This window comes from Gammaproteobacteria bacterium (genome assembly GCA_024235095.1).
Taxonomy (GTDB): domain Bacteria; phylum Pseudomonadota; class Gammaproteobacteria; order Competibacterales; family Competibacteraceae; genus UBA2383.
In genome coordinates, this window is sequence record JACKNC010000001.1 from 1,353,473 (window position 1) to 1,369,750 (window position 16,278).

The window sequence follows — 16,278 nt, forward strand, 5'->3', positions numbered from 1 at the left end:
ATATCCTCATGTCCGAACGCCGCCTGTTTATCCTCGATACTAACGTGCTGATGCACGACCCAACCGCTGTCTTCCGCTTTCAGGAGCACGATATCCATTTGCCGATGATGGTGCTGGAAGAACTGGATCACGCCAAGAAGGGGGTTTCAGAAGTCGCCCGTAATGTCCGACAGGTCAGCCGTTTTCTGGATGATCTCATCACCGGCGCCACCCAGGAAGAGATTGAGCAGGGATTGCCATTGCCTGGCGCACCGGGTCCACAAGGCGAATCGATCCGCGGCCGGTTGTATTTTCAAACCCGTCCCACCCGGCTCAGTCCCTCAATTCCCCTGCCGGGCAACACCCCGGACAACGATATTTTGGGCGTGGCGCTGACCTTGCGGCAAGATCATCCACTGCGTCAGGTCACCCTGGTTTCCAAAGACATTAATCTGAGGATCAAGGCTGCCATTCTCGGCATCCACGCCGAGGATTACTATAACGACCAGACGCTGGATGACGTCAACCTGCTGTATGGCGGCATTTGCGACCTGCCGGCGGATTTCTGGGACACGCATGGTCGAGAACTGGATTCCTGGAAGGAATGTGGTCGCACCTTTTACCGGGTTCGCGGCCCCGAAATCGCAAGCTGGCATCCTAATCAAGGCCTGCTGCCTGCTGATGACAGCCCAGCCTTCATCGTCCGTCAACGACGCGGCCAGGAAGCGATTATTGAAATCCTCAAGGACTACACCGCGCCCGGTCATGCGGTCTGGGGCATGAACGCCCGCAACCGCGAGCAAAATTTTGCCCTCAACCTGTTGCTGGATGCCGAGATTGATTTTGTGACTTTACTCGGCGCCGCCGGGACCGGTAAAACCTTGCTGACTCTGGCCGCTGGGTTAACACAGGTGCTGGATATCAAGCGCTACCGGGAAATCATTATGACCCGGGTTACCGTACCGGTTGGCGAGGACATTGGATTCCTGCCTGGCACCGAAGAGGAAAAGATGACGCCCTGGATGGGGGCGTTGATGGACAATCTGGAAGTGCTGGCCCCACAGGAAGGCGGGGAATGGGGCCGCGCCGCCACCGCCGATCTGTTGAGCAACCGGATTAAGATTCGCTCGCTCAATTTCATGCGCGGACGAACTTTCCAGAACAAATATCTGATTCTCGACGAGGCGCAAAATCTAACGCCCAAACAGATGAAAACCCTGATTACCCGCGCTGGCCCTGGCGCCAAGGTCATTTGCTTGGGCAACATCGCCCAGATCGATACGCCTTATCTCTCGGAAACCACGTCGGGTCTGACTTACGTTGTGGATCGCTTCAAGGGCTGGCCGCATGGCGGACATGTCACGCTGCGACGTGGGGAACGATCGCGGTTGGCGGAGTTCGCTTCCGAACAGTTGTAGACGGTTCCGGTATGGTTGACCATCTGATCGCTTTGCTTCCATTCGCTTGGTTGCTATGGATCGTGCTGGTGGCCCTGGGTCTGATCCTGGAGCGTCGTTCACCAGCGGCGACCCTCGCCTGGCTGTTGGCATTGCTGTTCATGCCTTATTTCGGTTTCCTCGTCTATTTGCTATTCGGGCCGCGGCGGCTGCGTCGACGCCGGCTGCGCTATGGCCGCGCTCGCGAACGCCTGATTCAGTCCACCCGCGACCTGCGCCCTGATCATGCGATCCCGGAAGGTTTCCCGGACGCTGGACTTGAACGGCAAATCGCCCTGCTGCTGGCCCGGATTAGTCAGGGCGCTCCGGCGCCGGCAACCGGCGTTACCGTACTGGAAACCGGCGACGCTTGCTATGAAGCCATCGAAACCGCCATCGCCGCCGCTCAACATCACATCCATCTCGAATACTACATGTGGCAACCGGATCAGGTCGGTACCCGCTTGCGCGATGCGTTGATCGAAAAAGCCCGTCATGGCGTCCAGGTGCGTCTGCTGCTGGATGCGATTGGTTCCGACCGGATCAATCACCGCTTTTTGCAACCATTGCAGGATGCCGGAGTTCAGGTCGCCTGGTTCAATCCGATTGGCCTGCGTCGATTCCGCCTGAAATACGTCAATTTTCGCACCCACCGAAAGATTATGGTCTGCGATGGCCGGGTCGGCTTCACTGGCGGCATCAACATCAGCGATGAACACAGCCAAATTCTATGTCGCAACGATGCTTGGCGCGACACGCATCTGCGCATCGAAGGTGAGCCGGTTCACCGATTACAATTCATTTTCCTGGAAGACTGGTACTTTGCTACCGATCAAGCGCCTTTTGAAGATAAGTTCTTTCCCCGTTTTGCCGAAACGACTGGCCATTGGTTACAAATTGTCGAATCCGGTCCCGACAATAACCGCCACGCCATCGCCAAGCTCTATTTCGCCGCCATTGCCGGCGCGCAACGGCAACTGTTGCTAGCAACGCCTTACTTTGTTCCCAGCGAAGCGCTAACGACCGCACTAGTCACCGCTGCATTGCGCGGGGTAAACGTGCAAGTACTGGCGCCCAAGAATAGCGATTCACGATTGGTCACCGCTGCGGCCCGCAGTTACTACGACGAACTGGTCAGCGCCGGCGTCGCGATCCACGAATATGGCCCGCCGATGCTGCACGCCAAGCTGATGGTAGTCGACGAACGAATTGCCGCGGTGGGCAGCGCCAATTTCGACAACCGGAGCTTGATGCTGAATTTCGAAGCCATAGCGGTGCTTTACGATGCGGGATTAGCAGCAACTCTGGCCCACAGTTTCGCTGCCGACCTGCGCTGCGCCTCGCGCTATGTGAAACCCGGTCGTCGGGCGACGCTGAGCCAGCGATTGGGCGAATCCACGGCGCGACTCTTATCGCCCTTGTTATAGCGCAGTCGGCTGTTCGACGACCTTCACCGCCTGGCGCGGCCAGGCTTTGATCAGCGATTGCACCACGGTCGCCAGTGGAATCGCGAAAAACACCCCCCAAAATCCCCACAGTCCGCCAAAGACCAGCACCGCGACGATGATAGCAATCGGATGCAAATCCACGACCTCGGAAAATAGCAACGGCACCAGCACATTGCCATCCAGACCCTGAATCACCAGATAAACGCCCAGCAGCCACAGAAACTCTGAACCCCAACCCCATTGAAAGAACGCCACGAGCGCGACCGGAATGGTCACTACCACTGCTCCGATATAGGGCACGATCACCGACAACCCCACCATCAGCGCCAGCAACATGGAGAACTGCAACCCCATATAGATGAAAGCAGCGAAAGTTACTATCCAGACCACCAGGATTTCCAGAAACTTGCCGCGCACATAGTTGCCCATTTGCCGGTCGATCTCGCGCCAGACCTGCTGCGCCAGAGTATGATCGTGCGGGAGAAATCCATGCACCCAATCCAGGATCAACCGCTTGTCCTTAAGGAAAAAAAACACCAGAAGGGGCAGCAACACCAGATAGATGATCGCCGTAATAAACCCCATGCCCGCCGCCAGTGACCAGGACAGGATATTCTGGCCCCAGGTTGCGATTTCCGCCCGCACGGCGTTAATCACTTCCAGCACCTGCACCTCGGTGATGAAATCCGGGTACATGGCCGGCAGGCTGAGCAACAGATTCTGACCCTGGACGATCATGGTCGGTAACTGCTGGATTAATTGCGTTAATTGCCGCGAGACCAGCGGCAGCAATCCGAACAGTACAAATAACACAAAAGTCATGAACAGGATGAACACCACCACCACCGCCAACAGACGCGGTATTCGCAAGCGGCGCTCCAGCGCCTGCACAATGCCCTCCAGAAGATAAGCAATCACGATGCTGGCCAGCACCGGCGCCAAGTCCTGGCCCATCACCAAAACCACACTCGTGCCGAGCACCAGCACCACGGTCAGAATGACCGCTTGGGGATCGTGGAAAAATCGTTCAAACCATTCGCTGAGGATTTTCATAAAGCCTTTTATGTTGGTTTTTCGTTCTAAACGATGTTAGCAACAAAGTTGCTCTCATCCCAAACGAACGACAAAGGATTCCCGAACCGTCGCCGCCAGTCGTGGTCTATGAATTCTCGGAACTGCTTTAGTGCATCGCGCCAAAACAGTGCAATAAAGGTCGTATCCCGCTGTTCCAATACGAACTTGACCGATGGTTCAAAAGTCGTTCAGGTTATAAAAACAAAAACAAGCCATTGATTTGGAATTCTTTGTTGAAAATCTTCCTGTTGGGAGCCACCCGAGATTTATGCGTACAGTCGGATCCCCTTTTTATCTATAATAACAAGAACTGGTCCGTTAATTGCTTTATTTTCTCTCAGAAGCGTCTGCGGGAAAGTTAAACCGCAGCCCAGCGCCGCCGAGGACCGAGGAACAGGCGGTCTCCAGTCCGCATCACTGGCTGGAATCCGACGCACGGATCGAGGGAGGAATGAACCCATGTTGAGCTGACAGCCTTGAGCGGAAGCGATGACGCTTTCGCGACCCTGATAGAGAGGTTATGACCATGAAAATTTTCAACCGCTACCTGTCGCGCTATGAAGAAAGCCGCGAAGAGGTGTTGACCCTCCAGGAGTACCTGGAGCTGTGCAAGACTGACCCCAGCACCTACGCCAGCGCCGCCGAGCGGCTGCTCAAGGCCATTGGCGAACCGGAGTTGGTCGATACCCGGAATGATCCCCGCCTGTCGCGCATCTTCCAGAACAAAGTGCTCAAACTCTATCCCGCCTTTGAAGAATTCTATGGGATGGAGGACTGCATCGAACAGATTGTGTCCTATCTCCGTCACGCCGCGCAGGGCTTGGAGGAAAAGAAGCAGATTCTCTATTTGCTTGGCCCGGTGGGCGGTGGAAAATCGTCACTGGCCGAACGCCTCAAGCAATTGATGGAGCGCGTACCGTTCTACGCCATTAAGGATTCACCGGTATTTGAATCGCCGCTCGGGCTGTTCAACCCCGAAGAGGACGGCCCTATTCTGGAAGAGGATTACGGTATTCCTAACCGCTACCTGCGTCATATCATGTCGCCGTGGGCGGCCAAGCGCCTGCAGGAATACAATGGCGATATTACCCGCTTCAAAGTGGTCAAGTTGCGTCCTTCAATCCTGCATCAGATCGCCGTCGCCAAAACTGAACCGGGCGACGAGAATAACCAGGACATCTCCTCGCTGGTCGGCAAGGTGGATATCCGTAAACTGGAGCATTTCGCCCAGAACGACCCAGATGCCTACAGCTTCTCCGGCGCGTTGTGCCGCGCCAATCGCGGGCTGATGGAATTCGTCGAAATGTTCAAAGCGCCGATCAAGGTGCTGCATCCCCTGCTCACCGCAACCCAGGAAGGTAATTACAACAGCACCGAGGGCTTGTCGGCGATCCCCTACGAGGGCATCATCCTGGCGCACTCCAATGAATCAGAATGGCAATCCTTCAAGAACAACAAGAATAATGAGGCGTTCCTGGATCGCGTCTATATCGTCAAAGTGCCCTATTGCCTGCGGGTGTCGGACGAGGTCAGGATTTACCAGAAATTGTTGACCCATAGCTCCCTATCGCAAGCGCCCTGCGCGCCCGGCACTTTGGAAATGCTGGCGCAATTTTCGACGCTGACCCGCATCAAAGAGCCGGAAAACTCCAGCATCTTTTCTAAGATGCGCGTTTACGACGGCGAGAATCTTAAGGACACCGATCCCAAGGCCAAGTCGATGCAGGAATACCGTGACTACGCCGGTGTCGATGAAGGTATGACTGGCATTTCCACGCGGTTCGCCTTCAAGATTCTGTCGCAGGTCTTCAACTTCGATCATGCCGAGGTGGCTGCTAACCCGGTTCATCTGCTCTATGTGTTGGAGCGGCAAATTGAGCGCGAGCAGTTCGCTCCGGAGGTCGAGGAGAAATATCTGTCTTATCTCAAGGGCTATCTGGCGCCGCGCTATGCCGAATTCATTGGCAAGGAACTTCAACAGGCTTATCTAGAGTCTTATTCCGAGTACGGGCAGAACATTTTCGACCGCTACGTGACCTACGCCGATTTCTGGATCCAGGATCAGGAATACCGCGATCCCGACACCGGCGAATCGTTCGACCGGTCGGCGCTCAACGCCGAACTGGAAAAGATCGAAAAACCGGCCGGCATCAGCAATCCCAAGGATTTTCGCAATGAAATCGTCAATTTCGTATTGCGAGCTAAAGCCAAGAACGCGGGCAAGAACCCGGCCTGGACCAGTTACGAAAAACTGCGGGCAGTGATCGAAAAGAAAATGTTCTCGACCACTGAGGATCTGCTGCCGGTAATCAGCTTCAACACCAAGGCCAGCGCCGACGAGCAGAAAAAGCACGCCGAATTTGTGGACCGGATGGTCGCCAAAGGCTACACGGCTAAACAGGTGCGGCTGTTGTCCGATTGGTATCTGCGGGTCCGCAAGGCATCCTGACGGAGGATATCCCTCATGGCCACGTTTATCGACCGGCGGTTGGACGGCAAGAACAAAAGCGCCGTCAACCGTCAGCGTTTCATCCGGCGCTTCAAGGGCCAGATCAAGAAAGCCGTGGCCGAGGCCATGAATGGCCGTAGCATCACCGACATCGACAACGGCGAGAAGATCAACATTCCGGCCCGCGATCTGTCTGAACCGGTGTTCAGTCACGGCCCCGGCGGTCGCCGCGAGGCGATCCATCCCGGTAACAAGGAGTTCACGGCGGGCGATCGGATTGCCCGGCCGCCTGGCGGTGGGGGTTCCGGCAGTGGTGGCCAGGCTAGTAACACCGGTGAGGGCGAAGATGATTTTGTTTTTGAACTGTCGCGGGACGAGTTTCTGGAGTTGTTCTTTGAGGATCTGGAGCTGCCGAATCTGGTGCGCACCCAGTTGGCTAAAACCACCGAGTTCAAATCGGTGCGGGCCGGCTTCACCAGCGATGGCGTCCCGGCCAATATCGATGTGGTGCGTTCGCTGAAAGGCGCGCTGGCGCGGCGCATGGCGCTGGCCGCGCCCTACAATCGTCGCTTGAATGAAGCCGAGGAGGAACTGCGACAATTACTGGACGAAACGCCGGTCGACGAAGAGCAGGTCGGGGCGCTGACCGAAGAGATCGAACACCTGCGGGCGCGGGTGCGCGCGGTGCCGTTCATCGACACTTTTGATCTGCGCTACGCTAACCGGGTCAAGCAACCGCAGCCGACTACGCAGGCGGTGATGTTCTGTATCATGGATGTGTCCGGTTCAATGGATCGAGCGCGCAAGGACCTGGCCAAGCGTTTCTTTACGCTGCTCTATCTGTTTCTCAAGCGAAATTACGAAAAAATCGAAGTGGTGTTCATTCGCCACCACACGGTCGCCAAGGAAGTCGATGAACAGGAATTTTTCTACTCGCGGGAAACCGGCGGCACGGTCGTCTCCAGCGCCCTGCAATTGGCAGCGGAGATCATGCGCGACCGCTACCCGGTCTCCAGTTGGAATCTGTATGTTGCCCAGGCTTCCGATGGCGACAACTGGCATCATGACTCGCCAACCTGCCGCGATCTGCTGGTGCAGCGCATTATGCCCTACGTCCGCTATTACGCTTACATCGAAATCACCCCGGACCGCCATCAAAGTCTGTGGGACGCCTACGAGGACGTGAAGGCGCAACACCCGCACTTCGCCATGCGACAGATCGATGGCCCCGCGGATATCTACCCGGTGTTCCGGGATCTGTTCAAGAGGCGCGTGTCATGAGTGAATCGAGACTGATTGCCGACTCGTCCGAATGGACGTTCCCGATGCTGGAGCGCTACAACGAAGTCATCGGCCAAATTGCCGTGAACGACTTCGGTCTGGATGTTTATCCGAACCAGATCGAGATCATCACCGCCGAACAGATGATGGACGCCTATTCCTCGGTGGGGATGCCGCTGGGTTACAAGCACTGGTCCTACGGTAAGCAATTCGTGCTGACCGAGAAAAATTACCGGCGCGGGCAAATGGGGCTGGCCTACGAGATCGTGATCAACTCCGATCCGTGCATCGCCTACCTGATGGAAGAGAACACCGCCATGATGCAGGCGCTGGTGATTGCTCACGCCGCTTATGGTCATAACTCCTTCTTCAAGGGCAACTACCTGTTCCGCACCTGGACCAGCGCCGACGCCATTATCGATTACCTGCTGTTCGCCCGGAACTATGTAGCGGAATGCGAGGAGCGCTATGGCGAGGAAGAAGTGGAGGTCTTCCTCGACTCTTGCCATGCGCTGATGAACTACGGGGTTGATCGCTACAAGCATCCAGCGCCGTTGTCGCTCAGCGAGGAGAAGCAACGCCAGCGCGAACGGGAAGATTATCTGCAATCGCAGATCAACGATCTGTGGCGCACGGTCCCGACCAAATCCACTGAGACGACGGCCGCCGAGACCGAGCGGCGCTATCCCTCCGAGCCGCAGGAAAATCTGCTGTATTTCATCGAGAAGAATGCGCCATTGCTGGAGCCGTGGCAACGGGAGCTAGTGCGCATCGTCCGCAAGATCGCCCAGTATTTCTACCCGCAGCGCCAGACGCAGGTGATGAATGAAGGTCACGCAACCTTCTGGCATTACACGCTGATGAATCGGCTCTATGACGAGGGCTACGCCAACGACGGATTCATGATTGAATTTCTGCAATCGCACACCAGCGTGGTGCATCAACTCCCGTTCGACCATCCCTACTACTCCGGGATTAATCCCTACGCGCTGGGTTTTGGCATGATGAGCGACATTCAGCGCATCTGTCAGGCACCAACGGACGAAGATCGCTACTGGTTCCCGGATATCGCTGGGCAGGACTGGCTCAAGGTGCTGGACTTCGCCATGCGCAATTTCAAGGATGAGAGTTTCATCGCTCAATTCCTGTCGCCCAAGCTGATGCGGGATTTGAAACTGTTCGCCGTGCTGGACGATGACACTCAGGATGAGCTGGAGGTTACCGCGATTCATGACGAAGCGGGTTATCGGCGACTGCGGCTGGCGCTGGCTGATCAGTACAACCTGGGCAGCCGCGAGCCAAACATTCAGGTGTGGAATGTCGCTCATCGTCAGGATCGGTCATTAACCTTGCGGCATACCCGCTATCATCGTCGGCCACTGCATTCGGAGACCACACAGGAAGTGCTTAAGCATTTGCATCGGTTGTGGGGGTTCACCGTGCGGATGGAGGCGGTGGATGAAGAGGGCAAAGTGGAACTGGTGGGAGAATGCCCGGTGCAGGGGTAGGGTATCTGATTGCGCTCAATCGAAACGCCCGAAATTTCATATCCGGACCGGGAGGTGCGGGGATGACGATAGCGACCTACGAAACCGATTTTTATCTGTGGACGCAGCAACAGGCTGATCTGTTACGCCAACGGCAGTTCAATCGAATTGATCTGGACGTGGAGAATATCGCCGAAGAGATTGAAAGCATAGGCAAACGGGATCGGCGGTCAATCAGCGGCTATATTCAAAATGTTCTGCTGCACTTGCTGAAATGGCGTTATCAGCCGGAACGACGCGGGGCAAGCTGGCGATTATCGATTGAAAATGGCCGGTACCAAATCATGGATTTGCTCGATGAAAGTCCTAGTCTGAATGCGCACATGGAGGCGCTCACCATCAAAGCCTATCAACAGGCCCGGAAGAATGCGGCGGGCGAAACCAGCTTGCCATTGATCACTTTCCCGGAGCAATGCCCGTTTACTGTAGAGCAGATCACGGGAGACTGGTGGCCAGACTGAATTTGCCCCCCCTATTTCCGGGTGTGTAGCGAGCAGGAATGGGGTGGCGGGTTTGTCGATCTCTATCTGGCGCCGTGCTATGCGCGCTATCACGATATGCGCCATGTCTATCTGATCGAACTGAAATATCTCAAACGTGGCGAGGGCAGTCCGGCGCAATGGCAGAAGGCGATTGCCGAGGCGCAAACGCAGTTACAACAATACATGCAGGATGCGCGGGTGCGGGAACTCCTCGGCCCGGCGACTCTGCATCCGCTGATTCTGGTGTACAGCGGCTGGGAACTGGTTTATCGGGAAGAATGGGGAGCAACGACGCCTGCTACGATCCCGACCTGAATCAGTCCAAAACGACGCCTGCTACGATCCCGACCTGAATCAGTCCAAAACGACGCCTGCTACGATCCCGACCTGAATCAGTCCAACCGGTTTTCCCACTGCTGAAAGGGGTATTATACTGTTTCTCGATAATTCATGTCTTCGGGCGATTGGCTGATGCCATTTTTTTTATTGTTTTTACTAAATTTTTTTAGCGATCAATTCGCATTTTTACCGCTGAAGACGGAATGGCGGAACCTACGCGAGTCGTGGCTGTGGTGGTTGCTGAAGAATCCGTTAGTGTCGAGAGCCGAGGTACTGGAACCGTGGGCGCATCAAGCGTTGGTAGCAGATTGTAATTTTTAAGAGACGATTATCTTGAGTATGGATCAAGCCGATGTAGAGGCAGTCTGTGATGAGGACGTTGGCCATTTCATCACCCTAAATGCTAAAAATCATTCATACTCATCATCTATACGTCTTTGCATTCAACCCAAACGATATTGCCGCCATGAACGACGCAACCGAACTTGAACCTTCCCTCGCCGGTGCGATCGACTTTTTCCAGAACCTGCACCGTAAAATGAGGGTGCTGGAAACGGATACCTCCACTTGGCATGGCCAGCTGCGGACCTTATCCGATACGCTGACCACTCTGGATCAGGACCGCCAGTCCGACCGGCAGACCCTGATTACCCTGTCCGGCGATTTACGCACGCAAGAGACTCGATTAACCCAGCTGCAAACCGATAGCCAGGCGCTGGACAAACAATTGACCACGGTCGAGACGCTGGTCGCCCGTTTCCAGGAAGAACAGCAAGAGGCACGTCAAGCGCTGGCGGCGTTGTCCAACGACTTGCGTCAGGAACTTCAATCCATGCTGACGCAGGCTGAACCCGCGGAACGGATGTCCGCCCTGGAAACGCGGGTGGCCAGTCAAACGCGCGAGCAACTTAGTTTGTTAGGAGCGCTACAGACGCTGGAAAAGAGCGCGGGCACCCTGCAATCCCGGATGACCGCCCTGGACTTCCGCATCGAGCAGCATCAGGAACAGTTTGGAGCACTGGAAAAAGCGGATCGTAATCATCAGCAACATTTGAAAGAGTTTTCCTCCATCGTTGAAGCGCAACACAAGCGTCTGCTCCAGCTGGAAATTATGCTGGAAAATCTCGACCAGGGCGCACAATCGACGATGCAGTTATTGAATGCGCTGAAAACCGATCTGAAACGGCACGACCAAGCGCTCGCCAGTCTCGACCAGATCACCGAAGCCAGCGAGACCGCCACGCGACAATTGCAGGACCAGCAAAGCCGACTGGATCAACTGACCGAATCCTCGTCTGCGGCCCGCAAAGAGATCACCTTTCTCAAGACCTGCTTTGAAGAACAGCGTCAAGGATTGGCGGACGCCGCGCGCATCCGCCAGGAATTGCAGAAGCAGCAGGAACGGGTGAAGCATCTGGAAACCCTGGTCGGTAAGGTATCGGCAGACACCAATTCCACCCGGCAGATTCTCAACGTCCTGCAAACCGACCTTACGACGCAAAACGATACGCTGCGTGAACTGGATCAAAACTGGCGAGAGAGTCTGTCCTCTTATCATGATCGGTTGAACCAATTGGAAGGCGCTGTCTCCAGTCCAATGGCGCCGGCTGAGGCGTTGCCGCTTGAATCTACTGGGAAGGCGTCGGCGCCCGCTCTGATGGAGCCAGCGCGCTTTGAAGCCCTGGAACAGGCGCTGGCGGGAACGCACGAACAATACGAGGGATTGCGGGCCCATTTGGATGAGCTGCGTCAAACCCTGACCACGCAAGGCGAGACGCTTAATGAGACTCAGGAACTAGCTTGGTCACAGATTCAAGACCTTCAGGAGCGGCTTAGCGAGGCCGAAGCCACTCTGGACAGTCTCCACGCCGCGTCTGCCGCTGAACCCACTGGCGATGCGGAGACCGAAACCGCGCTTAATAGCCTCCGCCAGGATCTGACGGCGCAGGCCGAAACGCTTAATGAGACCCAGGAACTGGCCTGGTCGCAGATTCAGAACCTTCAGGAGCGGCTCAGCGAGGCCGAGGCCACCCTCGACCAGATTGGCCAGGCTCCCGCCGAAACCCAAGCTGGCCTGGACCTGGAAGCCGTGCTTGCCCCCCTACGCCAGGAATTGTCCACGCACGCTGACGCATTCAATGCGCTGCGAGATGTGACGCAACAACAATTCGTCGCGATCAACGACGCCCTGGAAATCCGGCAACAGGAATCACGGGAGATTGCCGGGCAAGTAGGCCAACTGCAAACAGTTACCCTGGAGGAGTTGCGACACGCGGGACAAGCGCAGATTCAACAGATTCAGGCTTTACAACACCGGCTCGACGCCACCGAAGCCACCCTGGATATCCTCCGCCAGGCGCCTGAACCCGGTGCTGGCATCGACCTGGAAGCCGCGCTCGGCCCTCTGCGCCAGGATCTGCTGGCCCAGACTGGCGATCTTGATAAGTTGCGAGACGCCACGCAACAGCAATTCGCCGATCTCGCCGCCGCCCTGGAGACCCGGCGCCAGGAGTCGCTGGAAACGGCCAACCAGCTCGGCGTTCTCCAGCAAGAAATTGAAAAACTTCAACAACCATCCACGGCGGATACCACGGCCTTCGAACAACGCCTGGAGACAGTGGAAGTCTACTCCCGGAAAGTCCAGGAAGATTTGGCAGAGGCCCAGGAAACGGTAACCGCCCTCGAATCCCGCCTGAGCAGTCAATCCCAGGCGTTCAGCGGCAATTTTGAACAATTCCGCGCTTTGAACACGGAAATCCACGCGCTGCAGCAAAAGATGGCGCAGTTGGAAACACCGCAGCAACTGGGCGACATCGACCAGGAACTGGCTGTATATCAGCAGGATATGGCCCAATTACGGGAAGTTGTGGAACAAATCCAGGCGAACTCCCAACCAATGGGAGAGATGATCCAGCAAGGTGGCGCCGAATCGCCGGCTGTGGAAATCGCCGCCCGACTGGACGAGCAACAGGAGCGACTGAATGAGCTGGCGGCGACGGTCGAATCCGTGCGCGCCGACGCCAAATCCGCCCAGGAAACCGTGGTGACCATGGCGACCAATGTAGCGAAACGGATCCACGAAATTCAGAATCTGCTGGTTGCAACGGAAACGGCCCAAGGCGAGCGTCTACAGGAAGTTGAACAGAAACTCATCTGGCTTCAGGCCGCCATGGAAACTATGGACAGTCAAAAAACCAAACCGCGTCGCTGGTTCAGCATGCCGGCTTCATTGACCTCCATCCTGCTGACTGTGGGCGCGGTTGGTCTGGCGCTTCTCGCCGAGGCGACGTGGATAATTGACTAAACGGAGTTGTGGGCTATGCCGATGGCTTCAAACGACAAATCTCTGCATGATCGCATCAAATTGCTGGGTCGACTGCTCGGCGACACTCTGCGCGACCAGGAAGGCCGCCATGCGCTGGACGCCGTGGAAACTCTGCGTAAGGGTTTTACCGGACTGCGTCGCCAGCCCTCGTCGGCGCTGGAGACGCGCGAACAACTGATGCGCTTCATCGCGGCGTTGAACCCGGAAATGCTCAACCATGTCGTGCGGGCCTTCAGCGCTTATTTCAATCTGGCGAACATCGCCGAGGAAGATTTCCAGCATCAGCAGCGCCGCGATCAGGTGCGGCGCGGCAAGCCGCTGTGGCGCGGCTCCTTCGACGAAACGCTGCGCACGCTGCGCGCCGCCGGCGTCAATGCCGCGCAGCTGCAAGCGTTATTCAATCAGCTCTGCTTCACGCCGGTCTTCACTGCTCACCCTACCGAAGCCAAGCGCCGGGTGTTGCTGGGTGCGCAACGGCGGGTTTTTTTAACCAACGTCAAACTGGACAATCCGGCGCTGAACAAACTTCAGCGCGCCGAAGTCATCGAGGAACTGCGCAGCCAGATCGAGATTCTCTGGAAAACCGACGAAGTGCGCAGCTACAAGCCGCAAGTGCGCGATGAGATCAAGAACGGTCTTTACTACTTCCGGGAATCCATCTTCCAGGCGCTGCCGGTGATGTACCGCAATCTGGAGCGGGCGCTGAACGCGGTTTATGGCGACGAGGGCGGCAAATCGGCGGTTTCCATCCCTTGTCTGGCGCGTTTCGGCTCTTGGATCGGCGGCGACCGCGACGGCAACCCATTCGTCACCCCGGAAACCACTGCTCTGGCGCTGCGCTTGCAGGCGCAGGAAATTCTTCGCGAATATCTTCATCGGGTAGAAGCACTTAGTCGGCAGCTCACCTGCTCCAGTTCGCTGGTTACGCCCTCACCGGTTTTTACCGCTAGCCTGGATGCAGACGTGCAGTGCATGGGCGCCTTGTTTTCTGACGCGCCCCGGCAATATGCCCAGGAGCCTTACCGGCGCAAGTTGTTTCTGATGCACCACCGGCTGCAACACAATTTGGAACAGGTTCGGGCGCGCATCGAAGGGCGCCCCGAGACGATTCCTCATCCCTTCTGGGGTTACGATTCCGTCGATAAGTTTCTCGAAGATCTGCAATTGATTCACGATTCGCTGGTTGCGCATGGCGATCGCGCGGTCGCAGAAGGCGAATTGAAGGACTTACTGCGCCTGGCCGAGACGTTTGGTTTCCATTTGGCGGCACTGGATGTGCGCCAGGAATCAGCCCGGCATACCGCGGCGGTCACGGAAATCTTCGCTATGGCGCCCAATCTGCCCGACTACGCGGTTCTGACCGAAGAAGAACGGCTGAGCGTGCTGAATGACCTGCTGTCCCGGCCGGGGACGCCCCTGCTGTACTGCGACTCGTTCAGCCCGGCTACCCAGGAAACGCTGGAGGTATTCCAGGTCATGGCGCGGATGCGGGAGGAAGTCAGCCCGCATGCCTTCGATAATTACGTCATCTCCATGACCCATGAGGCCAGCCATGTCCTGGAGGTGCTGTTCCTAGCGCGCTTCGCCGGTCTGGTCGGACGGCGCGCTGATGGCGCTTGGCATTGCGCCTTGCGCGTCGCTCCCTTGTTCGAGACCATTGCCGACCTGGATCGGGTAGAGACGCTGCTGACCCGCCTGCTGGACCAACCGGTCTATCGGGAACTATTGACCGCTGCCGGTGGGGTACAGGATGTCATGGTCGGCTATTCCGATTCCTGCAAGGATGGTGGCATCCTGGCCTCGAACTGGGGCCTGTACCAAGCGCAACGCCAGGCCGTAGCGCTCACCGCAGCGCACGGCTTTGGTTGCCGGCTGTTTCACGGACGCGGCGGCACGGTGGGACGCGGCGGCGGGCCGGTTCACGATGCGATTTTGTCGCAACCCTCCCACACCGTGCAGGGCCAGATCAAGATCACCGAACAGGGAGAGGTGCTGTCCTTCAAGTACCAGAATCTGGAAACCGCCGTCTATGAACTGACGCTGGGTCTGACAGGACTGATGAAGGCCAGCTGGCACTTGATTCAGGAGGTTCCCCCCGATCCGCCGGAAGCAGCGACTGTCATGGTGGAGCTGGCTCGGCATGGCGAAGCGGCTTACCGAAATCTGACCGAACAGACGCCGGGATTTATCGATTACTTCTACGAAGCCACTCCGGTGCGCGAAATTGGCCTGCTCAATCTTGGTTCGCGGCCCTCGCATCGCGCCCAGGATGACCGCTCGAAGTATTCAGTGCGGGCCATTCCTTGGATGTTTGGCTGGGGCCAGTCGCGGCATACCTTGCCGGGCTGGTATGGCATCGGCGCAGCGCTGGCGACTTGGCGCGGCAATGATCCCGAGCGCTTGGCGTTACTACAACGGCTTTACCGAGAATGGCCATTTTTTCACGCGCTGCTCAATAACAGCCAGATGTCGTTGAGCAAGGTCGATGCGGACATTGCCCGCGAATACGCCCGGCTGTGCGAGAAGTCGGAGGTGGAAACCGGCATTTATCAGCGCTTCCAGGTCGAGTATGAACAAACCTGTCGGGAAATTATCAACGTAGCGCAAGTTGCGACTTTGCTTGAGGAAAGTCCGACGCTGGCCCAGTCGCTGGAGCGGCGCAATCCCTATCTGGACCCGCTGAATCATATCCAGGTCACGCTGCTGCCGCGCTATCGGCAGGCGTTGCTGGAGCATGGCGCAGATTCGCCGGAAGCGGAAATCTGGCTGCGGCCCTTGCTGCGTTCGATCAATGCGCTGGCGGCGGGGATGCGGAACACCGGGTGAGGCCGCTGCCAGGTTGATGGAGAACTCTGCGGAATAGGCCCTGTTTCGAGTGGCGGTTGAAGGTGGAAGCGAAGCTTTGCCTGACAGAACAA

10 protein-coding genes are annotated in these 16,278 nt (G+C 56.8%); 9 read left to right on the plus strand and 1 reads right to left on the minus strand.

Annotated elements, in window-relative coordinates:
• The first annotated feature begins 8 nt into the window (after positions 1-8).
• Both H6973_06075 and cls read left to right on the plus strand, forming a co-directional pair.
• Positions 9-1,397 (plus strand): PhoH family protein, encoded by a 1,389-nt coding sequence (locus H6973_06075; GenBank protein ID MCP5125204.1) that lies wholly within the window; start codon positions 9-11, stop codon positions 1,395-1,397.
• Between the two features lie 11 nt (positions 1,398-1,408).
• Entirely contained in the window at positions 1,409-2,842 is a 1,434-nt protein-coding gene (gene cls, locus H6973_06080) for a cardiolipin synthase (protein ID MCP5125205.1), read from the plus strand.
• Here the strand turns inward: cls and H6973_06085 are convergent.
• Positions 2,837-3,916 carry an AI-2E family transporter gene (locus H6973_06085; GenBank protein MCP5125206.1) on the minus strand — a complete coding sequence of 360 codons (1,080 nt, stop codon included), beginning with the start codon at positions 3,914-3,916 and terminating at the stop codon, positions 2,837-2,839. The two genes, cls and H6973_06085, sit on opposite strands and share 6 nt — an antisense overlap.
• Before the next feature lie 547 nt (positions 3,917-4,463).
• Here H6973_06085 and H6973_06090 point away from each other — a divergent pair.
• The 7 genes from H6973_06090 to ppc all read left to right on the plus strand — a co-directional run bounded on the left by H6973_06090 (position 4,464) and on the right by ppc (position 16,186).
• Positions 4,464-6,386 (plus strand): PrkA family serine protein kinase, encoded by a 1,923-nt coding sequence (locus tag H6973_06090; protein MCP5125207.1) that lies wholly within the window; start codon positions 4,464-4,466, stop codon positions 6,384-6,386.
• Between the two features lie 15 nt (positions 6,387-6,401).
• The gene (locus tag H6973_06095; GenBank protein ID MCP5125208.1) at positions 6,402-7,667 is read left to right on the plus strand and encodes a YeaH/YhbH family protein; all 1,266 of its coding nucleotides are present in this window, start codon (positions 6,402-6,404) and stop codon (positions 7,665-7,667) included.
• Positions 7,664-9,175 carry a SpoVR family protein gene (locus H6973_06100; protein ID MCP5125209.1) on the plus strand — a complete coding sequence of 504 codons (1,512 nt, stop codon included), beginning with the start codon at positions 7,664-7,666 and terminating at the stop codon, positions 9,173-9,175. The genes H6973_06095 and H6973_06100 overlap by 4 nt, the downstream gene beginning before the upstream one ends.
• A gap of 62 nt (positions 9,176-9,237) precedes the next feature.
• Positions 9,238-9,675, plus strand: coding sequence for a DUF29 domain-containing protein (locus tag H6973_06105; protein ID MCP5125210.1), 438 nt, complete (start codon positions 9,238-9,240; stop codon positions 9,673-9,675).
• 21 nt (positions 9,676-9,696) lie between these two features.
• Positions 9,697-10,011, plus strand: coding sequence for a PD-(D/E)XK nuclease domain-containing protein (locus tag H6973_06110; protein ID MCP5125211.1), 315 nt, complete (start codon positions 9,697-9,699; stop codon positions 10,009-10,011).
• A 490-nt stretch (positions 10,012-10,501) separates the two neighbouring features.
• Complete coding sequence (locus H6973_06115) at positions 10,502-13,339, plus strand: hypothetical protein (protein ID MCP5125212.1); 2,838 nt, start codon at positions 10,502-10,504, stop codon at positions 13,337-13,339.
• A 15-nt stretch (positions 13,340-13,354) separates the two neighbouring features.
• Complete coding sequence (gene ppc / locus H6973_06120) at positions 13,355-16,186, plus strand: phosphoenolpyruvate carboxylase (GenBank protein ID MCP5125213.1); 2,832 nt, start codon at positions 13,355-13,357, stop codon at positions 16,184-16,186.
• Positions 16,187-16,278: the final 92 nt, after the last annotated feature.

Excerpts from the sequence above, each read along its gene's own strand:
- H6973_06075 (MCP5125204.1), top strand. The coding sequence starts at position 9 with ATGTCCGAACGCCGCCTGTTTATCCTCGATACTAACGTGCTGATGCAC.
- H6973_06090 (MCP5125207.1), top strand. The coding sequence starts at position 4,464 with ATGAAAATTTTCAACCGCTACCTGTCGCGCTATGAAGAAAGCCGCGAA.
- H6973_06095 (MCP5125208.1), top strand. The coding sequence starts at position 6,402 with ATGGCCACGTTTATCGACCGGCGGTTGGACGGCAAGAACAAAAGCGCC.
- H6973_06100 (MCP5125209.1), top strand. The coding sequence starts at position 7,664 with ATGAGTGAATCGAGACTGATTGCCGACTCGTCCGAATGGACGTTCCCG.
- ppc (MCP5125213.1), top strand. The coding sequence starts at position 13,355 with ATGCCGATGGCTTCAAACGACAAATCTCTGCATGATCGCATCAAATTG.
- cls (MCP5125205.1), top strand. The coding sequence starts at position 1,409 with ATGGTTGACCATCTGATCGCTTTGCTTCCATTCGCTTGGTTGCTATGG.
- H6973_06115 (MCP5125212.1), top strand. The coding sequence starts at position 10,502 with ATGAACGACGCAACCGAACTTGAACCTTCCCTCGCCGGTGCGATCGAC.
- H6973_06105 (MCP5125210.1), top strand. The coding sequence starts at position 9,238 with ATGACGATAGCGACCTACGAAACCGATTTTTATCTGTGGACGCAGCAA.
- H6973_06085 (MCP5125206.1), bottom strand. The coding sequence starts at position 3,916 with ATGAAAATCCTCAGCGAATGGTTTGAACGATTTTTCCACGATCCCCAA.